General features: G+C 65.3%; 15 protein-coding genes. 8 read left to right on the plus strand and 7 right to left on the minus strand.

All coding sequences use genetic code 11. The features are described 5' to 3' along the window. Nucleotides 1-61 precede the first annotated feature (61 nt). Nucleotides 62-2,035 (plus strand): AsmA family protein, encoded by a 1,974-nt coding sequence (locus tag G370_RS0107680; RefSeq protein ID WP_019660069.1) that lies wholly within the window; start codon nucleotides 62-64, stop codon nucleotides 2,033-2,035. Nucleotides 2,036-2,526: 491 nt separating this feature from the next. Here the strand turns inward: G370_RS0107680 and G370_RS0107690 are convergent, their stop codons facing one another. The 3 genes from G370_RS0107690 to mtgA are packed head-to-tail and all read right to left on the minus strand — an operon-like array spanning nucleotide 2,527 to nucleotide 4,733. Beyond that, nucleotides 2,527-2,958 carry a CBS domain-containing protein gene (locus tag G370_RS0107690; RefSeq protein ID WP_019660070.1) on the minus strand — a complete coding sequence of 144 codons (432 nt, stop codon included), beginning with the start codon at nucleotides 2,956-2,958 and terminating at the stop codon, nucleotides 2,527-2,529. Next, on the minus strand, nucleotides 2,918-3,937 hold the full coding sequence (locus G370_RS0107695) for a glycosyltransferase family 2 protein (RefSeq protein ID WP_019660071.1): 1,020 nt from the start codon (nucleotides 3,935-3,937) through the stop codon (nucleotides 2,918-2,920). Before G370_RS0107695 ends, G370_RS0107690 begins: the two co-directional genes overlap by 41 nt. 46 nt (nucleotides 3,938-3,983) lie before the next feature. Beyond that, complete coding sequence (gene mtgA / locus G370_RS0107700; protein ID WP_019660072.1) at nucleotides 3,984-4,733, minus strand: monofunctional biosynthetic peptidoglycan transglycosylase; 750 nt, start codon at nucleotides 4,731-4,733, stop codon at nucleotides 3,984-3,986. Between the two features lie 77 nt (nucleotides 4,734-4,810). Between mtgA and hslO the strand changes: the two genes are divergently transcribed. The 3 genes from hslO to G370_RS0107715 all read left to right on the plus strand — a co-directional run bounded on the left by hslO (nucleotide 4,811) and on the right by G370_RS0107715 (nucleotide 9,811). Continuing rightward, nucleotides 4,811-5,704, plus strand: a complete 894-nt coding sequence (gene hslO, locus G370_RS0107705) for an Hsp33 family molecular chaperone HslO (RefSeq protein ID WP_019660073.1) — start codon at nucleotides 4,811-4,813, stop codon at nucleotides 5,702-5,704. A 116-nt stretch (nucleotides 5,705-5,820) separates the two neighbouring features. Then, nucleotides 5,821-6,669 carry an XOO1806 family protein gene (locus G370_RS0107710; RefSeq protein ID WP_019660074.1) on the plus strand — a complete coding sequence of 283 codons (849 nt, stop codon included), beginning with the start codon at nucleotides 5,821-5,823 and terminating at the stop codon, nucleotides 6,667-6,669. A gap of 385 nt (nucleotides 6,670-7,054) precedes the next feature. Further along, entirely contained in the window at nucleotides 7,055-9,811 is a 2,757-nt protein-coding gene (locus G370_RS0107715; RefSeq protein ID WP_019660075.1) for a TonB-dependent receptor, read from the plus strand. A 138-nt stretch (nucleotides 9,812-9,949) separates the two neighbouring features. On the opposite strand, the gene G370_RS0107720 is transcribed toward G370_RS0107715, so the two are convergent. Further along, a complete protein-coding gene (locus tag G370_RS0107720) occupies nucleotides 9,950-10,552 on the minus strand; it encodes a TetR/AcrR family transcriptional regulator (RefSeq protein ID WP_005418411.1) in 603 nt (200 codons plus the stop codon). A gap of 141 nt (nucleotides 10,553-10,693) precedes the next feature. On the opposite strand from G370_RS0107720, the gene G370_RS0107725 reads away from it, so the two are divergent. The 3 genes from G370_RS0107725 to G370_RS0107735 all read left to right on the plus strand — a co-directional run bounded on the left by G370_RS0107725 (nucleotide 10,694) and on the right by G370_RS0107735 (nucleotide 14,627). Then, nucleotides 10,694-11,611, plus strand: a complete 918-nt coding sequence (locus G370_RS0107725) for an alpha/beta fold hydrolase (protein WP_019660076.1) — start codon at nucleotides 10,694-10,696, stop codon at nucleotides 11,609-11,611. Continuing rightward, on the plus strand, nucleotides 11,608-14,085 hold the full coding sequence (locus G370_RS0107730; protein ID WP_019660077.1) for an acyl-CoA dehydrogenase: 2,478 nt from the start codon (nucleotides 11,608-11,610) through the stop codon (nucleotides 14,083-14,085). Before G370_RS0107725 ends, G370_RS0107730 begins: the two co-directional genes overlap by 4 nt. Before the next feature lie 74 nt (nucleotides 14,086-14,159). Next, nucleotides 14,160-14,627, plus strand: coding sequence for a hotdog fold domain-containing protein (locus G370_RS0107735; protein WP_019660078.1), 468 nt, complete (start codon nucleotides 14,160-14,162; stop codon nucleotides 14,625-14,627). Nucleotides 14,628-15,140: 513 nt separating this feature from the next. Here G370_RS0107735 and G370_RS0107740 read toward each other — a convergent pair. After that, entirely contained in the window at nucleotides 15,141-15,491 is a 351-nt protein-coding gene (locus tag G370_RS0107740) for a DUF1304 domain-containing protein (RefSeq protein ID WP_019660079.1), read from the minus strand. A gap of 30 nt (nucleotides 15,492-15,521) precedes the next feature. Next, nucleotides 15,522-16,850 carry an NTP/NDP exchange transporter gene (locus G370_RS0107745; protein ID WP_019660080.1) on the minus strand — a complete coding sequence of 443 codons (1,329 nt, stop codon included), beginning with the start codon at nucleotides 16,848-16,850 and terminating at the stop codon, nucleotides 15,522-15,524. Between the two features lie 284 nt (nucleotides 16,851-17,134). On the opposite strand from G370_RS0107745, the gene G370_RS0107750 reads away from it, so the two are divergent. Further along, nucleotides 17,135-18,538, plus strand: a complete 1,404-nt coding sequence (locus G370_RS0107750; protein ID WP_019660081.1) for a serine hydrolase domain-containing protein — start codon at nucleotides 17,135-17,137, stop codon at nucleotides 18,536-18,538. Nucleotides 18,539-18,777: 239 nt separating this feature from the next. On the opposite strand, the gene G370_RS0107755 is transcribed toward G370_RS0107750, so the two are convergent. After that, complete coding sequence (locus G370_RS0107755) at nucleotides 18,778-19,272, minus strand: hypothetical protein (protein WP_019660082.1); 495 nt, start codon at nucleotides 19,270-19,272, stop codon at nucleotides 18,778-18,780. Nucleotides 19,273-19,591 lie beyond the last annotated feature (319 nt).

A 19,591-nucleotide genomic window follows, 5' to 3' on the forward strand; every position in this document is an offset into this window, starting at 1 on the left:
TGCACGCCATGCACATGGACGCTTCGCGCCCTGTCCACGAAGAGGGGGCAACCATGGCAGCGTGAATGCTGCCGCCTCCCCTGCTGCAAAGCGCACGCACCGCTGGCGCCTCCGCCGTCCCGGCCCACGTGGCCGGCGCTGGCTGACGATCCTGGTCTTCATGCTGGCGGCAATACTGGTGCTGTTCGCGTTGTGGGACTGGAACTGGTTCAAGGGGCCCGTGGAGCGTGCGGTGCAGGCACGCACCGGCCGCGCACTGCACATCGGGAACCTGGATGTCGACCTCGGCCGCACCAGCACGATCCGCGCCGATGCGATCACCTTCGCCAATGCCAGCTGGGCAAAACAGCCCGCCATGGCCACGGCGGACCGCGTCGAGATCGATGTGCGGGTGTGGCCCCTGCTGCGCGGCAGCGTGCAGCTGCCCGAAGTACGCCTGACCCGGCCGGATGTGCTGCTGGAAACCGCACCGCGCAAGGGAGACCCGGGCAACTGGGATTTCCTCGGCGGCAGCACCGGCGGGGCAAGCCCCCAACTCAAGCGGCTGCGCATCGACGACGGTCGCCTGCAGTTCCTCGACACGCTGGGCCGCACCGACATCCTCGTGGACGTGCGCAGCGGCCAACCGAAGCAGGCCGACACTGCGCCACCGCTGCTGGTGCAGGGTAAAGGCCGCTGGCAGGGCAATCCGTTCACGCTGCGCGGCGGCACTGAATCCCCCCTGGAACTGACCGACAGCGACCACCCGTTCCGCATCCATCTCGATGGCCGGGCCGGCGCCACTCACGCAGTCGCCAGTGGCACGCTGACCAACCCCTTCCAGCTGCGCGTGTTCGACCTGCAGTTCGCGCTCAGCGGCCAGGACCTGGCCGATCTCTATCCTCTGCTCGGCATCGCCATCCCGCCCTCACCGCCCTATGCGTTGAACGGACGCCTCAAACGCGACCACGACGTCTGGCGTTACGACAGCTTCACTGGCAAGGTCGGCGACAGCGACCTGGGGGGCAACCTGCAGTTCGAGGTGGGACGCGATCGTCCACGGCTGACCGCCACGCTGCAATCCAGGCGCCTGGACTTTGATGACCTTGCCGGCTTCGTCGGCGCCCCGCCAAAAACCGGCGGCGGCGAAACGGCCAACGCAGAGCAGAAGGCCGAGGCCGCACGGATTGCCGCCCGTGCACGGGTGCTGCCCGACACGCCCTACAACCTGGGCAAGCTGCGCGCCATGGATGCCGACGTGCGCTGGAAGGCCCACCGCATCAACGCCCCTTCGTTGCCGCTGGACGACATGGATGCGCACCTGTTGCTGGATGACGGCGTGCTGCGGTTGGACCCGCTGAACTTCGGCGTCGCCGGCGGCGACATCCGCAGCACGATCCGCATGGACGCGCGCCGTCCGCAGATCAGCACCGCGCTGAAGGCCAGCGTGCGCGGCGTGCAGCTGGGCCAGTTGTTCCCTGACGCCAAGCTGGCTGAACAGGCCAAGGGTGGCATCGGCGGCGAGGTGGACCTGAGCGGCCACGGCAACTCGGTCGCCGCAATGCTCGGCAGCAGCAGTGGCAAGGTCGGCCTGGCGATGGGCCGCGGCCATGTCGGCAACCTGGTAATGGAACTGGCGGGGCTGGACATCACCGAATCGCTGAAATTCCTGGTGACCGGCGACAAGCAGATCCCCCTGCGCTGCGCCTTCGCCGACTTCGGCGTGCGCGACGGCCTGATGACCAGCCAGGCGATGGCGGTGGACACCACCGACACGATCCTCATCGGCGAAGGCACGGTGAGCCTGCGCGACGAGACCCTGGACCTGCTGCTGAAGCCGCGCCCGAAGGACAAGAGCATCCTGGTGCTGCGCTCGCCGTTGCATATCAGCGGCACCTTCAAGGATCCGTCGTTCCGGCCGGATTTCAAGGCACTGGGCATTCGAGGCGCGGTGGCATTGGCGCTGGGCAGCATTGCCCCGCCCGCGGCGCTGCTGGCGACGATCGAACTGGGGCCGGGGAAGGACGCCGACTGCGGCGGGCAGTATGCGAAGTAGGTTTACAGCGTTGTTCGCGGCGCCTCTTTTTCCCGCGCGTAGAGCCAGAGCAAGGCGACAGGCAGGACACGCCGTAAATACGTCCCTGTAGGCTCGCTCGGCGCATCCATGCGCCTCACGGTCCTGCCTGCCGCCTTGCTCCGGCTCCCGACAGTTTCCTGCACGCGCGGAACGAGAGCGGAAATTCAAAGTCAATGAAAAAGCAAAGTCAAAAGCTGCTGCCAACCAAGGTTGGCAGCTACCAAAGGCGAGGCACCGCGCATGTAAACACCGCGCTCGCAGAAATGTATCCAGAGGCGGAGGGTGCAGCTGGGCAGGACCGTTGGCGCCATGGATGGCGCCACCGAGCCCCCATGGATGGGTTTACGGCGTGTCCTGCCCAGCCACACCCTCCGCCTCCCAACGTATCGGGAAGGCGCTGCTTTGGCTTTGGCTTTGGCTTTGAGCTTCGAAAAGCGGGCCGGCGGGCCGCAGGCCCGCCAGCGAACACCTCACCCGGCGACGATGTACTGCTGCAGCTGGTCCAGCTCGCGCCGCTGCGCATCGATCACCGACTTCACCAGGTCGCCGATCGAGATCACCCCCAGCACCTGCGCGCCTTCCACCACCGGCAGGTGGCGGATGCGGTAGTCGGTCACCAGCTGCAGGCAATGCTCCACCTGCTCGCCCGGCGAGACCGTCACCACCTGTGCGGTCATGATCTCGGCCACCGCCGTATCTCGTGAGGAACGATCACGCAGCACGATCTTGCGCGCGTAATCGCGCTCGGAAAGAATGCCGACCAGCCGCGGCCCCTCCATCACCAGCACCGCACCAATACCCTTTTCCGCCATCAGCCGGATCGCATCGATCACCGCCGCCTCCGGCGCGACCGCATGCACTTCAGGAGACTTGCCGTCCAACAGTTGCCGTACCGTGGTCATCTGCCTGCCCTCCAAGGGTGGGTTGCAGGGCAGAGTCTGCCACGGCGGATGCTAGCCACGTGTCAACCAGGTACAACGGCCGCTGCTTGGACTCTTCGTACAGCCGCCCCAGGTACTCACCGATCAGGCCCAGCGCGATCAGCTGCACCCCGCCCAGGAAAAGGATCACCGCCATCATCGTCGGCCAGCCCGCCACCCGGTCGCCATACAGCGCCGCCTTGATGATCACCCACACACCGAATACGAAGGCCACCGCCGCCGTTGCCAGCCCCAGGTAGGTCGCCGCCCGCAACGGCACGGTGGAGAAGCCGGTAATGCCCTCCAGCGCGAAGTTCCACAGCCGCCACAGGCTGAACTTGCTGGTGCCGGCCACGCGCGCATGGCGGTGATAGGGGACCGCGATCCGCTTGAAACCCACCCAACTGAAGAGCCCCTTCATGAAGCGGTGGCGCTCACGCATCTCGCGCAGCGCGCTCAGCGCACGCGGCGACAGCAGGCGGAAATCACCGGTATCGGCCGGGATCGGCGTGCGTGACAGACGACCGATCACCCGGTAGAACATCGCCGCCGTGGCGCGCTTGATCCAGGCCTCGCCGTCGCGGGCCATGCGCGTGCCATACACGTTGTCATGGCCCTCACGCCAGCGCGCGACGAACTGCGGCACCAGTTCCGGCGGATCCTGGCCGTCGGCGTCGAGGATCATCGCCGCGCCTTCGCGCACCAGGTCCAGCCCGGCGGTCAGCGCCGCTTCCTTGCCGAAATTGCGCGACAGCTTCAGTGCGGAAACCCGCGCATCGGACTGGGCCAGCCCGGCGATCACCTCCCAGGTGTCGTCGTGGCTGCCGTCGTCCACATAGAGGATGTGGCCGTCGAGTTCGGGCATGCCGTCGAGCACCGCGCACAACCGCGGATGCAGCAACGGCAATGCCAGGGCCTCGTTGTAGGCGGCGATGACGAAAGTAAGCCGTTCGCGGGTCATGCCCGGATTGTACGTTGCCGCCGCCCGCAGATCAGGCAGCGCGCGCTCACTCTTCCGAAAGGTACGCGGCCCCACCCAGCTGCCGTGCCTGGCGCTGGATCCAGGCCGCACGCCGCTGCACGTACGGCCCTGGCTTTGCCGCGTTGTAGCGCCGCGGCGCCGGCAACACCGCCGCCAGCCGCGCGCTATCGGCCGGGCTCAACCTGGCCGCGTCCTTGCCCCAGAACTTCTGCGCCGCCGCCTGAGCTCCGTACACGCCATCACCGAACTCGGCGATGTTGGCGTACATCTCCAGGATGCGCTCCTTTGGCCACAGCGCTTCGATCAGCACGGTGTACCAGACCTCCAGCCCCTTGCGGATCCAGCTGCGGCCCTGCCAGAGGAACAGGTTCTTGGCTACCTGCTGGCTGATCGTGCTGGCCCCCCGCAGGCGCCCGCCCTTGGCATTGTGGTCGCGGGCCTTCTCGATGGCCTGCAGGTCGAAGCCATTGTGGACGGGGAAGCGCTGGTCTTCGGCCGCCACCAGCGAGATCGGCAGGCTCGGCGCCATCTGGTCCAGGTCGCGCCACTGGTAATGCAGGCGATAGGACCAATCGGCCTCGCCCAGCGCCTCGCCATAGCGCCACAGCATGACCGTGGATACCGGCGGGTCGATGAACCGCAGCACCAGCACCTGCAGGCAGCTGAAGGCCGCCAGCAACACCGGCAGCCACAGCAGCCGTTTCCAGTGCCAGCGCCTGCGGCGTGGGCCTTCTGCTACGGCTTCCACCTTGTGCTGCTCTCCCCCTGCCCCCATTACTGGTGCATCCTTCTTCTATCTGGTTGTCGGCGCATTATCCGGCAACCGCCCCCGTTTACGCGCGATGTGAGCCGATGACCGCCAACCCCGATTCCCTGATCCGCTTCCTGCTGCCCGACGCTGGCGTCCGTGGCGTCCACGTGCGCCTGCAGGCCACCTGGCAGGAAATCCTGTCCCACGCCGCGTACCCGGACACCGCTGCCGAACTGCTCGGCGAGGCCTGTGTTGCCTCGGCGCTGTTCACTGGCCATACCAAGATCGATGGGCGCCTGTCGATCCAGCTGCGTAGCAGCACCGCCCTGCGCACCCTGTTCGCCGAATGCACCGCCGCCGGTACCCTGCGCGGCATCGCCCAGCTCAGCGAGGGGGCCGATGCGCCGCGCGACCTGTCCAGCCTGGGCGATGACGCCCTTCTCGCGATCACCATCGAAAACCCGGGCCTGGACCCGCGCGAGCCGCAGCGCTACCAGAGCCTGGTCGCACTGACCGCACCGGAGCTGGACGAGGCCTTCGAGGACTACTTCCGCCAGTCCGAGCAGCTGCCGACGCGCCTGCTGCTGGCCGCCGACCGCAATGGCGCCGCCGGCCTGCTGCTGCAGAAGCTGCCAGGCGATGAGGGTGACGAGGACGGCTGGGCGCGTGCCAGCGCCCTGTTCGAGACCCTGGGCAAGGCCGAACTGCTGGCCACCCCGGCCGAGCAGCTGCTGCACCACCTGTTCCACGAGGAGAAGCCGGAACTGATGGGCGACAAGCCGCTGTCCTTCGCCTGCTCCTGTTCCCGCGAGCGGGTCGCATCGATGCTGCAGTCGCTGGGCGAGGACGAGGCACGTGCCGCGGCCGCGGACACCGGCGCCGTCGAGGTCCGTTGCGAATTCTGCGGGCGGGAGTATCACTTTCCTTTGACGGAGTTCGGCATACTGTTCCACGGTGCCGAGGGGACTGTACCGGCGCCCGAACGGCTTCAGTGAGCAGCTTGTCTTGCATCTGGGGGGATCAAGGCTTGTTAAGAATTCATAAACACCCTACGATCAAGTTCCCGTCTCTACGGGAACTTCCGTTGTCCGTCCTTGTCTGAACTGGTCCGATGCGTACCTTCCTGCGTCTACCGCTGGCCCTGCTGATCGCCCTTGGCGCGATCACGGGCGCGCACGCGCAGAGCAAGGACACCCGGACCGTGCTGCCGGTATGGAACAAGGGCAGCGGCAAGGTCGAGGCATTGCTGTACCTGGAGCCCACCGGTGAACAGGCTGCCGGCGCCCGCTGGCACTTCGGCCGCAACTCGCTGGATGCGGCCTTCGGCCTGTCCTCCGGCGATTCGCTGGGCCTGCTCTGCAACAGCAGCAGCGGGACCAGCATGAGCGGCCTGGCCAGTCACTGCATGCTGGCCAGCCTGGGTGACGATGACGACCTCAACAGCCGCCGCTTCACCGGGACTGCCGCGCTGAACCGCGGCAGCGGCCGCCTCGGCATCACCGCGGGCACGGGCCGTGAAACCTTGCCGGCGTGGCTGTCCGGCCCGAACAAGACACCCTCGCTGCGCGCCGAGCAGAACGATCTGACCGTGTTCGCGCAGAAGAACATCGGCCGCGAGGGTTTTGTCTCGATTGCCGGTACCTACGCCAAGGCGCGGCTGGTACCGTTGGCCGACGCAGCGCCGTCCATCGCCGACCGCTGGGACAGCAAAAGCCTGAGCATTGGCGCCGGGTACGGCAATTTCACCGGCAGCATCATCGGCCGCGTGATCGACGTGCCGGGCAAGCCTGGCAAGTGGGAAGGCCTGGGCATCGGCCTGACCTGGCGCACCCCGTGGTCCGGCCAGCTGACCGTTGGCGCCGAGAACGTGATCAGCCGGGGCAAGAATCCGTTCTCCCCGCGCAATGAAAGCAATGACGATGGCACCGTGCCGTACGTGCGTTACGAACAGGATCTCTGACCCGGCCCACGTGGGTCTTCACTGCAATGACTTCTTCCGGGCGCCGAAAGGCGCCCGTTGCATGTGCGCGCTCGTGATACACGCAGCGCGCTTTTCGGCGTACTGGATACCGCGCAACGCATGCCGACACACTGTGATACACATCAACGAGAACTTTTTTCGTCACTTTGCGCTAACAAACGAGACATCGTCAGCGCACGTGGACTTCAACCCTTTGATTTCCAGTGTGAAATTTCATTTTTACCAAAATCACAGGCTTGATTAACGCAGCTTTAATTCTTGGCCAACGCCCGCTACTATCGGTTCAGCCCTCGCGATTTGGGAGCGCTTTTCGCTCCCCCGCCGGGCATTAACCCAGCCAAGATTTCTTGGAGAGAGAGAGCCAATGAATTTCCAGTCCAACAAGCTGCGCGACGCCGTTCTGGTCGCGCTCGTTGCCGGTGTGGCGTCCACAGCCACCGCCCAGGCTCAGGAAGCGACCAACCTTGACCGCATCTCGGTCACCGGTTCGCGCATCAAGAGCACCGACATCGAAACCTCGCAGCCGGTCCTGAGCCTGACCCGCGCCGACATCGAAAAGCAGGGCGTGACCTCGGTCGCCGACATCCTGCAGCGCGTCGCCGCCAACGGCGCCGCGCTGAACCGTACGTTCAACAACGGCGGTGATGGCTCGGCCGGCATCAGCCTGCGTAACCTCGGTTCCGAGCGCACCCTGGTATTGGTCAACGGCCGTCGCTGGACCACCGGCCTGGATGGCAGCGTCGACCTGAACACCATCCCGACCGCGATGATCGAGCGCATCGACGTCCTCAAGGACGGCGCATCGACCATCTATGGTTCGGACGCCATCGCCGGCGTGGTGAACATCATCACCAAGCAGAACTTCGACGGCGCGGAAGCGAACTTCTACAAGGGACAGTACAGCCAGGGCGACGGCGAACGCGAAGCCGCCGATTTCACCATCGGTACCACCACCGATCGCGCGTCACTCGTGCTCGGTGCGTCCTACGTGAATGAAAAGGAAGTGATGGCTGGTGATCGCAAGATCTCCGCCGGTGGTCCGCCGTTCTTTGGCGGCCAGAGCAGCACCGGCCTGCCGGGCTCGTACATCCGCAATGACCAGCGCTACGTCATCATCAATGGTGTTGAGACCCCCTTCAACGCCAATGTCCACGGCTACAACACTTCTCCGGACAACTACCTGCTGACCCCCAACGAGCGCACCTCGCTGTTCGCGGTCGGTTCGTACAACGTTACCGACAACATCACCTTCCGCACCGAGGCGATGTACAACGAGCGCAAGTCCGAGCAGCTGTTGGCGGCCATGCCCGTGACTGGCCAGCGCCTGAGCGCATCGAGCATCTACAACCCCTACGGTGTGGATCTGACCAGCGTGTCGCGTCGTTTCAATGAAACCGGCGGCCGCTCGTTCAATCAGAACGTCAAGAACTGGCACTTCTACGGCGGCTTCGAAGGCTTCTTCGAGATCGCTGACAGGAACTTCGACTGGGATGTCGGCTACCGTTACGACAAGACCGACCAGAACGACCTGACCTATGGTCTGTTCAACCGCCAGCGCCTGGCGGAAGCCTACGGTCCGTCAGCGATCCGCGACGGTCAGCCGGTCTGCCTGACCTCTGCCGGTGCGGTCATCACCGGCTGCGTACCGATCAACCCGCTTGGCGGCCTGGGTTCCATCTCGCAGGCTGCGCTGGACTACGCTTCGTTCACGGCGCATGACTCTGCCAGCCTGGTGTCCAAGAGCTATTACGCCAACATCTCCGGTGAAATCGTGCAGCTCCCGGCGGGTGCGCTTGGCTTTGCAGCCGGTTATGAGGGTCGTAAGGAAAGCGGCCAGTTCGATCCAGATGCCTTCATCGCTGCAGGCCTCAGCACCGGCAACGGTGCAGCTCCCACCAAGGGCGCTTACGACCTGGACGAGTTCTTCCTGGAACTCTCGATTCCTGTGCTGGCCGATCTGCCGGGCGCCAAGCTGCTCGACCTCAGTGTCGCCTCGCGTTTCTCTGACTACAGCAACTTCGGCAACACCACCAACAACAAGTTCGGTTTCCGCTGGAAGCCGATCGACGACCTGATGGTCCGCGGCAACTACTCCGAAGGCTTCCGCGCTCCGAGCATCAACAATCTGTATCGCGGCAACACCGATTCGTTCGAAACCTACGCCGATCCCTGCTCCGCATCCAGCGGTCGTCGCACTGGTGCGGTTGCCGCCCAATGCGCCGCCGAAGGCGTCCCGGCGAACTTCCAGCAGCCCGGTGCCGGCAGCGGTGCGAACAAGCAGACGCCGGAAGCATTCACCTGGAAGTCGAATCCGGATCTGAAGCCGGAAACCTCGACCAGCAAGACGCTGGGCCTGGTGTGGAGCCCGAGCTTCGTGCAGGGCCTGAACGTGACCCTGGACTGGTGGCAGATCAAGATCGAGGACGCCATCACCCGCCCGGCCATCCAGGACATCATGGATCGCTGCTACGGTGGTTCCCCGCAGGAACAGGCAGCCTACTGTGGCCTGATCACCCGTGATCCGACCTACGGCACTGCCACCCAGCGCTACACCATCACAAACGTCGACATGCCGCTGCAGAACCTGTCGTCGTACAAGGTGGAAGGCTGGGATCTGGGCATCCTGTACAAGCTGCCGGAAACCTCGATCGGTCAGTTCACCATCAGCCTGGACGGCACCTACCTGTCCAAGTGGGATACGAAGTCGACCGAAGATGCACCGCTGGATGGCCGCGCCGGCCGTTACCTCGACCAGGATCCGTACTGGCGTATCCGCTCCAACCTGTACGTCGACTGGTCGTACGGCGATTTCGGCGTCAACTACGGCTTGCGCTACAAGTCGGGCATGACCGAAGACTGCCCGTTCGATCCGGTGGGTGACGCCGACCTGGTGGGCTACTGCTCCGATGGCCAGAACGGCAAGAACCACATGGGCGCGACCACCTACCACGACATCCAGTTCCGTTACAACACGCCGTGGAAGGGCACCATCATGGTCGGCCTGAACAACGTGTGGGACAAGGATCCGCCGGTCTCGTACTCGACCTCGTACAACATGTTCGACCCGCAGTACGACCTGCCGGGCCGCTACATGTACATGCAGTACAAGCAGAAGTTCTGATCGATCCACTGATCGGCTGATGCAGCAACGGCCCCGCAAGGGGCCGTTGTTTTTTGTGCATTCCAGGCTGCGGCAGCACCCAACGAAAAAGGCCGCGGCAATTGCCGCGGCCTTCTGCACTCAACAAGGCAACAACGCTCAACCGTTCGGAATAAGCGTCTCGATCAGGTGCTCCACGTAGGCTTCGAAATCCTCGCGCGCCTGCTTCGGCTGCTGCAGCTGCAACGACAACTGCAGGAAGCCGACATAGGCGGCGTAGGCCAGGCGTGCGCGATGGCGTGCATCGGTCGAGCTGAGCCCTGCCTGGCGGAACGAGGCAACCAGATAGTCGAGGCGACGCTGCGAAACCCGGTCGATCACCGGCCGCACCATCGGATGGTCCAGCGCCTTCAGCAGCTCGCTGTAGATGATGTGCGGCTGCACTTCATGCGCCACCATCTGGAACAGCTGGCGCAGGCGCACGCGCGGATCCGGTACGTCTTCCAGGCTGCCGAACACCTGTTCCTGTTCGAACAGTTCCCAGCGCTCCAGCGCCGCCTGCAGCAATGCATCGCGCGAAGGGAAATGCCAGTAGAAACTGCCCTTGGTCACGCCGAGTCGCCGCGCCAGCGGTTCCACCGCAACGGCGCCTACGCCTTGTTCAGCAATCAGGTCGAGGGCCGCCTGGGCCCAGTCTTCGGCACTCAGGCGGCTGTTGCGGCCGGCGCGCGGTTCGCCGGCGGAAGCGTCAGGTTGATTCATGGACTGATTTAACCATACGCCGGGGTTCGTTGCAGTACGCCGTTGCAGGCGAAACCGTCAAAGCCCCCCCCCCTGGACCTACCGCAACGCACCATACGATGCAGTATTGACTTCCCCCGCAAGCGATCCATACTAGCAAGTATGGTTATGTCCCCTACTCCCGCTGCGTTCCATGACCTGCGCCTGGAGGCCGCCCATGGCGCCCGCCTCGCGGCCACGACCAGCGAGCACGGTCGTCGTGGTCGCGTGCTGTTCGCGCACGGCTTCGGCCAGACCCGCCACGCCTGGAACGCCACCGCACGCGCCCTGTCTGCGGCCGGCCTGCAGACACTCGCTTACGACGCGCGCGGCCATGGCGATTCGGACTGGAATGCCACCGACCTGCCCTATCACGGCGAACAGTTCGCTGATGACCTGATCGTGCTGGCCGGTGAACAGCCGCGTGCGCCGGTGCTCGTTGCAGCGTCGATGGGCGGGCTGTTCGGCCTGCTGGCTGAGTCGCGCTGGCCCGGCCTGTTCTCGGCGATGGTACTGGTCGACATCACGCCGCGCTGGGATATCGCCGGCGTCGAACGCATCCTCGCCTTCATGACCGCCCATCCCGACGGCTTTGCCTCGCTGGCCCAGGCCGCCGATGTGATCTCGGCCTACATGCCTCACCGCCCGCGCAAATCCGAGCAGTCGCTGCGTGCCTTGCTACGCGAAGACGGACACGGCCGCTGGCGCTGGCATTGGGACCCGCGCCTGGTGGCCGAACTGGCCCGCGACAGCGAGCAGCACCAGGACGCACTGGCCGAGGCCGCGCGCCAGGTGAAGTGCCCGCTGCTGCTGGTCAGCGGCGGCCGCAGCGATCTGGTCACGCCGCAGACCGTGGCCGAATTCCTGGCGTTGGCGCCGCACGCGCGCCATGTACAGCTGCCGCAGGCCACGCATATGGTCGCAGGCGATGACAACGACGCCTTTACCGCTACTGTGTTGGACTATCTGGACGTGTTGCCCGCAGCGGATGCTGCGGCTTCGTCCGCCACAAACGAGCACGTCACCGGAGCACGCTCATGAGCATCGTTCTTCCCTTCCTCGCCCTGCTGCTGGCAGGCGCGTTCGTCGCCTACCACCGCATGCGGCTGGTTACCTGGACGCTGATCAGCGTGGCCCTGCTGGTCGCCTGCTGGTTCATCCCCTACGTCAACCAGACCGCTACGATCGTGGCGGCCGCCGTGTTGGCCGTCATCGCCGTGCCGCTGCTGCTGCCGTTCATCCGCAAGCCGCTGCTGACCGGCCCGATGATGAAGGTGTTCCGCAAGGTGCTGCCGCCGCTGTCGCAGACCGAGCGCATCGCGCTGGAAACCGGTTCGGTCGGATTCGAGGGCGAACTGTTCACCGGTGATCCGGACTGGAACATCCTGCTCAACTACCCCAAGCCGCAGCTGACTGCCGAAGAACAGGCCTTCCTTGATGGCCCCGTCGAAGAGTTGTGCGCGATGGTCAACGACTGGGAAATCACCCACGTCCATGCCGACCTGCCGCCGGAGCTGTGGGCCTTCATCAAGAAGAACAAGTTCTTCGGCATGATCATCCCGAAGGAATATGGCGGCCTGGGCTTCTCCGCGCTGGCCCACCACAAGGTGATCCAGAAGCTGGCCTCGGTGTCCTCGGTGGTCAGCTCCACCGTCGGCGTACCCAACTCGCTGGGCCCGGGTGAACTGCTGGTGCATTACGGCACCCAGGAACAGAAGGACCAGTACCTGCCGCGCTTGGCCGATGGCCGTGAAGTGCCCTGCTTCGGCCTGACCGGTCCGTTCGCCGGTTCCGACGCCACCTCGATTCCCGATTACGGCATCGTCTGCAAGGGCGAGTGGAACGGCGAGCAGGTGCTCGGCGTCAAGCTGACCTTCGACAAGCGCTACATCACCCTGGCACCGGTCGCCTCGCTGATCGGCCTGGCCTTCCGCATGTACGATCCCGATGGCCTGATCGGCGATACCCGCGATATCGGCATCACCCTGGGCCTGCTGCCGCGCGACACAGCCGGCGTGGAGATCGGTCGTCGCCACTTCCCGCTGAACTCGACCTTCCAGAACGGTCCGATCCGGGGCAAGGATGTGTTCATCCCGCTGACCCAGCTGATCGGTGGCGCGGCCATGGCCGGCAAGGGCTGGAACATGCTCAACGAGTGCCTGGCCGTAGGCCGCTCGATCACCCTGCCGTCCACCGCCAGCGGTGGTGCCAAGGCCGGTGCGGCCGTCACCGGCGCCTATGCACGCATCCGCAAGCAGTTCGGCCTGTCGGTCGGCCGCTTCGAGGGCGTCGAGGAGGCTCTGGCCCGCATCGGTGGCAAGGCCTACAAGATCAGCGCACTGTCGCAGGCCACCGCCGCGGCGGTCGACCGCGGTGACGTGCCGTCGGTGCCGTCGGCCATCGCCAAGTATCACTGCACCACCATGAGCCGCGAAGTGATCTCGGACATGATGGACGTGATCGGCGGCAAGGGCATCATCCTGGGGCCGCGCAACTTCGCCGGCCGCAGCTGGCAGGCCGCGCCGATCGCGATCACCGTGGAAGGCGCCAACATCATGACCCGCAGCCTGCTGATCTTCGGCCAGGGTGCGATCCTCTGCCACCCATGGGTGCTGAAGGAGATGAAGGCGGCGCAGGATCCGGACACCCGTGCCGGCCTGCAGGAGTTCGACCGCAGCCTGTTCGGCCACATCCGCTACGGCATCTCCAACGCCGTGCGTTCGTTCTGGTTCGGCCTGACCGGCGCGCGCTTCGGCGCCGCCCCGGGTGACGCCTACACCCGCCGCTACTTCCGCAAGCTGGACCGTTACTCGGCCAACCTGGCCCTGATGGCCGACATCTCGATGATGACCCTCGGCGGCAAGCTGAAGTTCAAGGAATCGCTGTCCGGCCGCCTGGGCGACGTGCTGAGCCACGTCTACATGACCAGCGCAATGCTCAAGCGCTACCACGACGAAGGCGCACCGCAGGCCGACCAGCCGCTGCTGGCCTGGGCCTTCCATGACAGCGTGCACAAGATCGAAGAATCGCTGTCGGCCGCACTGCGCAACTTCCCGATCCGTCCGATCGGCTGGCTGATGTGGGCACTGATCTTCCCGCTGGGCCGTCGTGCCGAGGCGCCGGGCGATCGCCTGAGCCGCCGTGTCGCCGCCCTGCTGATGGCGCCGAACGAAGCCCGCGACCGTCTCGCCAATGGCGTGTTCCTGACCCCGTGCGAGAACAACCCGGGTGGCCGCATCAACAGTTACCTGAGCAAGGCGATCATGGCCGAGCCGGTGGAGCGCAAGTTCCTCAAGGCGCTGAAGAGCAAGGGCATCGAGGCGCTGGACTTCAAGGCGCAGCTGGACGAAGCCGTGGCCGAGGGCGTGATCACCCAGGACGAGCGCAGCCTGCTGGAAGAGCTGCGCACGCTCACCCTGGACACCATCACCGTGGACGACTTCGACACCCACGAACTGCGCGCGGCCAGCTACTACGACCGCCAGCACAAGGATCCGCATTCGCAGGCGGCCTGATCGCCCGCGACACGCGTTGCCTTCGACGGCGGGCCTGGCCCGCCGTCGCTTTATCCGCCGAACGGGATTCCACCATGTCCACGCCCCTGCTCTCGCTCTATAACCGCCTGCAGCGCTGGCCTGCTGGCAACTGGCTTTTCTCGCGCGCGGTGTGTTTCAAGGCGCCCTACTTCGCCAGCATCGCGCCGTGCATCACCCGCCTGGAACACGGCCGCTGCGAAGGGACGCTGGCCGACCGCCGCAGGGTACGCAACCACATCGGCACGGTGCATGCGATCGCGATGTGCAACCTGGCCGAACTGACCGCCGGGTTGATGGTCGATGCATCGCTGCCGAAGGGCATGCGCTGGATCCCGAAGGGGATGCAGGTGCAGTACCTGGCCAAGGCACGAGGCACGCTGCAGGCGGTGGCGCTGCCGGCACAGCCGATTGTCGTCGCGGCCGAGGGCTATGCGCTGCCGGTGACGGTCAGCGTGCGCGACCGCGCGGGGACGGAAGTGTTCAGCGCGGTCATCGACATGTGGATGTCGCCGGCGAAGTAAGTTCCCGCGAACGGCGCAGCCCCTCGTGGGTGGACGCGGGATGCGGTTTATCGGTTGGGCCGGAGGGGTGGGGCCAGGCGGGGACGCCGCAAGTACGTCCGTGTAGGCTTAGCCGCGCCATCCATGGCGCGGATACCCCGCCCGGCCCCACCCCTCCGGCCTCGGACGGATCTCTGCGGCGTTCGCCCACGCAAGATAAAAAGAAGAGCAGAAGCAGAAGCAGAAGCAGAAGCAAAAGCGGCCCGATGGCCGCTCTTTTCATGCGCGCAGAACCCACGAGCGCAGCGACCCGCTGTTGCTCTTGATCTTCTTTTTCTTCTCCGTGGGCTGGCCGGGCCCTGAAACTGTCGGGGCCGGGCGGGTTGGGTTCGCGGGGGTGTCCGCGGCATGGATGCCGCGGCCAAGCCTACAGGGACGTACTTGCGGCGTCCCCCGCGAACCCAACCCACCCGGCCAATCCCATGAGAAGCTCTACGCGACCAACCCACGAGGGGCTGCGCCGTTGGCTGGAAACTACGCCAACGCGCGAAGAACCAACGCCAGGATCGCAGGCACCGCCTGGATCATGAAAATGCGGCGGCTCACGCTGTAGGCGCCATAGCACCCGGCCACCACCACGCAGGCCAGCGAGAACGTCACCAGCACTGGCTGATCGATCACCAGCCCCACTACGATGCCCGCCGCCAGGAAGCCGTTGTACAGGCCCTGGTTGGCCGCCAGCACGCGCGTGATCTCTGCCTTCTCCGGCGTGTTGCGGAAGGTCTTCAGGCCCAGCGGGCGGGTCCACAGGAACATCTCCAGCACCAGGAAGTACAGGTGCAGCACCGCGACCAGCACGGTCAGCAGCAACGCGATCAGCGACATCGTTTCTCTCCTCGGGAAGATTGGGCCGCGTCAGCGGTCGCGCGGAAGTTTCTTTTCTTCGCGCAGCACGCCGAACGCGGCCAGGGTCATGAAGCCGGCCACCACCACGCCACCCATGAACACCACGTGCGAGCCGAACAGGGACAGCCCCTTGTGCAGCCACGCAAAGCTCAGGTCCGCGCCCCGGTAGACCACCGTGTCGATCGCTGCGCCGGCCTTATAGCGCCACTGGCGGTCCACGCGGGTGTAGATGGTTTCGCGCGCCGGCTTGGCCAGCGCGAATTCACTGGCGCGGGTCATCACCTGCACCACCGCGACCATCAGCGGCATCGGCGAGGCCGCCAGCACCGAGAAGCCGATCAGGATCGCGAAACCAGGAATCAGCAGCGCCGGCGCAATGCCATGCCGGGACAGCAGCCAGCGGGTCAGGGCGAGCTGCATCAGCAGCGCCAGTGCGTTCACCGCCAGGTCGATACGCGAGAAGAAGGCCGTAGCAGCGCCTGCATCGTTGAATGCCTCACGCACGATGCTGGCCTGCTGGTTGTACAGCAGGGTGCCCACGCCCACACCGAACACCACCATGATCGCCAGCCAGCGCAGCAGAGGTTCACGCACGATCAGTTTCAAGCCATCCAGCATGCTGCCGCCCATTGGCTTCTCGCCGGACACCAGTTGCTGCTCGCGTTCGCGCAGCACCGCCCAGTGCCGCAGCCGCCAGATGCACAACAGGCAGACGGCCAGGAATCCCGCAGAGACCAGCATCAGGTTGGCGATACCCACGCGCTGCACCAGCGCACTGGTGATGATCGGACCGAGGAAGGCACCGACGGTGCCAGCCGCGCCGATGTAACCGTAGAAAGCACGTGCCTGCGCGTTGGAAAACACATCGGCCATGAAGCTCCAGAACACCGCCACCGCGAACAGGTTGAAGACAGTGATCCAGAAAAAGAACGCCATGCCGCGGCCCGGCACACCGCTATCGAACAGTACGTAGAAGCCCAGCAGGGTGACGATGAAGAACCCATACACCGCCGGCAGGAACACCCGCCGCGGGAACCGGCTGACCAGCCAGCCGTACACCGGCTGCAGCACCAGCATGATCACGAACACGCAGGAAAACAGGAACTGCAGGACAAAGTCCTTCAACGCGATGCCATGGCTGGCGAACCAGGCGATCAGCACTGGCGGGAACACCGTTTCCAGGTCCGCCGAGGCAGCCATCGCCTCACGCACCGGGCGCAGCACGTAGTAGCCGCTGAGCAGGCAGAAGAAGTACAGGAACGACCACCACAGCGCCGGCGACTCACGTAGTGCCGCCGTCAGCCCACGCAGCGGCCCCTTGCCCTTCACCGCGCTCACGCGGCGTCCCTCGCCAGAAGACGGCGGTTGGACAGCGGCATGGCAGGCTCCGGGGCGGTGAAGCGCGTACGTTAGCCAATGCACTGCAACATCGCCAGCGTGACGCGCGCACCGATGGCCGCAACGTAGTGGCATGAGAGGCAGGAACGACACGTTCGGACACACTTCCAGAGCGTCAAAATGCCAACTTTTTCAACGAGATGCGCATTCATCTTCGCTTTGTTTGTGCACAGGGGAAAAGCGGCGCTAGAATCGCCATCAGCAGTCGCGCACGGGTCCAACCGATGAAAAAGAACAGCCTGCGTCGTCCGATCCGATCGGCGGCCACCGGTTTGCTGGGCATGTTGATGCCCGTTGCCTTGTCCACCACCGCGCAGACCCCGCCGGCGTTGCCGCCGATGCCGACCAACATCGAAACTGCTGCGGGTCCCACCGTCGCCCACACCCAGCCGGCGGCCTACCGCACCGGCCTGGTGCCCCGCGTGCAGGCCCCGGCGCCCGGCTTCAACGTCGCCAACATCGAATCGATGGCGCAGCAGCTCACCTATGGCGAACGCGTGCCGGGCATGGCGGTGGCGATCGTGCAGGGCGGCCGTATCCTCAGCGCGCGCGGCTATGGCGTCACCGACGTCAACAATCCGCTGCCAGTTGATGCGCACACCGTGTTCCGCCTGGCCTCGCTGTCCAAGGCCTTCGCCGGCACCATGGCCGGCCTGCTGGTCAACGACGGCACGCTGCGCTGGGACAGCAAGGTCACCGACTACGTGCCGGGTTTCCGCCTGAACTCGCCGGAAGCCACTGATCGCCTGACCGTGGCCGACGTGCTCAGCCATCGCGTCGGCCTGCCGTACAACGCCTACGACCGCGACATCGAAGGCAACGCCGAGTACTACGCGTTGACCCAGAAACTGGCCAACACCAGCCTGAAGTGCCTGCCGGGCGAGTGCTATGCCTACCAGAACGTGGCCTTCAGCCTGATCGGCGATGTCGTCTACGCGGCCTCCGGCAGCTTCTACGAGCAGTCGGTCGAGCGCCGTATCTTCAAGCCGCTGGGCATGAACGATGCCAGCCTCGGCCTGGCCGGCATCCAGGCCAGCTCGCGCTGGGCGCGTCCGCACGTGCGCAGCCGCAACGGCTGGGTCTCGCTGACGCCGAAGCCGACCTACTACCGGGTCGCCCCGGCGGCCGGCGTCAATGCCAGTGCCAGCGACATGGCGCAGTGGCTGCTCGCCCACACCGGCCACCGCCCCGACGTGCTGCCGGCACCGCTGCTGGCCACGCTGCATTCGAGCCTGATCAGCACCCCCGGCGAGATGCGTTCAGGCTGGCGCCGTGAGCGCCTGCATTCGGCGGGCTATGCCCTGGGCTGGCGCACCTTCGACTACGCCGGCCACGACGTGGTGTTCCATGCCGGTGCCGTACAGGGTTACCGCGGCCTGGTCGCGCTGGTGCCGGAACGCGATCTGGGCATCGCCATCATGTGGAACGGCGAAAGCAGCCTGCCCAGCGGCCTGCTGCCGACCGTGCTCGACTCCGCGCTCGGCCTGCCGGCGCAGCGCTGGCTGGACGTGGACACCGACTTCGGCAGCGACAACCTGATGGCCGAGGGCAGCAGCCCTGCGCAGCAGCAGGACAAGCGCAAGGGCAAGGGCGCCTCGAGCAACCGCGCGGTGGCTTCCCCGCGCTGATCCGGCGGGCTCGACCGTGAGCATCAAGGGCGGCCTGGGGGCCGCCCTTTTTGTTGTTTTGTAGGACCTGGCCATGCCCGGCCAGCTCGGAAGACAGGCCCCTGCTCCACAGATGCAGCGCGTCAAACGTCAGAAAGGCAGTCGGCCATGGCTCGGTGCTGGCAATGGCCCCATAAAAAAACCCCCTCCCCGCTGGGCAGCCAGGGAAGGGGTTTCAGGATGCGGCTATCGGGAAGTACTTAGATCAGCGGTGCCGGGGTTGCCGGCAGAGCGACCGGAGCGGCCTTCTTCTTGCGGGCGGCCGGCTTGCGCTTGGCAACCTTCTTCGCTGCCTTCTTCGGGGCAGCCTTCTTGGTGGCCTTCTTCGCGGTCTTCTTCACTGCCTTCTTGGCGGTCTTCTTGACGGCCTTCTTGGCAGTTGCCTTCTTCGCGACCTTCTTGGCCGGCTTGCGGGCCGTTGCCTTCTTGGCAGTCTTCTTGGTGGCCTTCTTGGCTACCTTCTTGGTGGCCTTCTTGGCAGTGGACTTCTTGGCGACCTTCTTCGCCGCCTTCTTCACTGCCTTCTTCGCAGTGGCCTTCTTGGCGACCTTCTTCGCAGCCTTCTTCACCGCCTTCTTGGCAGTCGCCTTCTTCGCGACCTTCTTCACTGCCTTCTTGGCAGCGGCCTTCTTCGCGACCTTCTTCACCGCTTTCTTGGCGGCGGGCTTTTTCTTCGCAGCTTTCTTGGTTGCCATGGGATGGCTCCTCGTCAGTGATAGGGAGTTGAAACGCCCAGGTGGATCAAACCCGCGGATGCTGCGTGCGGGGACCGCCGGCGCGTCAGGCGCGCCGTTACGGATGCGGCAATGCCAGCCTCGATCGGCGGAGCGGGCATCGGAACGGGAGTTGCCTTGCATTTCTCCGGGGGAAGCGGGGCCATGTCCACCGTCATCAGGGTCGCGGTGGTCTTGAAGGGGCTGCTTCGCATCGGACGATTGATTCTGCGCACTCGGTTGGGCAGGCAAGGTCTGCTGAGGCGAAACCTAATCACGGTTTTTTTTACTGTCAACAACC

Origin of the sequence: Stenotrophomonas hibiscicola ATCC 19867 (assembly GCF_000382065.1) — a bacterium.
Lineage (GTDB): Bacteria > Pseudomonadota > Gammaproteobacteria > Xanthomonadales > Xanthomonadaceae > Stenotrophomonas > Stenotrophomonas hibiscicola.

Excerpts from the sequence above, each read along its gene's own strand:
- G370_RS0107690 (WP_019660070.1), bottom strand. The coding sequence starts at position 2,958 with ATGACCACGGTACGGCAACTGTTGGACGGCAAGTCTCCTGAAGTGCAT.
- mtgA (WP_019660072.1), bottom strand. The coding sequence starts at position 4,733 with ATGGGGGCAGGGGGAGAGCAGCACAAGGTGGAAGCCGTAGCAGAAGGC.
- G370_RS0107695 (WP_019660071.1), bottom strand. The coding sequence starts at position 3,937 with ATGACCCGCGAACGGCTTACTTTCGTCATCGCCGCCTACAACGAGGCC.
- G370_RS0107740 (WP_019660079.1), bottom strand. The coding sequence starts at position 15,491 with ATGTCGCTGATCGCGTTGCTGCTGACCGTGCTGGTCGCGGTGCTGCAC.
- G370_RS0107715 (WP_019660075.1), top strand. The coding sequence starts at position 7,055 with ATGAATTTCCAGTCCAACAAGCTGCGCGACGCCGTTCTGGTCGCGCTC.
- G370_RS0107710 (WP_019660074.1), top strand. The coding sequence starts at position 5,821 with ATGCGTACCTTCCTGCGTCTACCGCTGGCCCTGCTGATCGCCCTTGGC.
- G370_RS0107720 (WP_005418411.1), bottom strand. The coding sequence starts at position 10,552 with ATGAATCAACCTGACGCTTCCGCCGGCGAACCGCGCGCCGGCCGCAAC.
- G370_RS0107735 (WP_019660078.1), top strand. The coding sequence starts at position 14,160 with ATGTCCACGCCCCTGCTCTCGCTCTATAACCGCCTGCAGCGCTGGCCT.
- G370_RS0107730 (WP_019660077.1), top strand. The coding sequence starts at position 11,608 with ATGAGCATCGTTCTTCCCTTCCTCGCCCTGCTGCTGGCAGGCGCGTTC.
- G370_RS0107750 (WP_019660081.1), top strand. The coding sequence starts at position 17,135 with ATGAAAAAGAACAGCCTGCGTCGTCCGATCCGATCGGCGGCCACCGGT.
- G370_RS0107725 (WP_019660076.1), top strand. The coding sequence starts at position 10,694 with ATGGTTATGTCCCCTACTCCCGCTGCGTTCCATGACCTGCGCCTGGAG.
- hslO (WP_019660073.1), top strand. The coding sequence starts at position 4,811 with ATGACCGCCAACCCCGATTCCCTGATCCGCTTCCTGCTGCCCGACGCT.
- G370_RS0107755 (WP_019660082.1), bottom strand. The coding sequence starts at position 19,272 with ATGGCAACCAAGAAAGCTGCGAAGAAAAAGCCCGCCGCCAAGAAAGCG.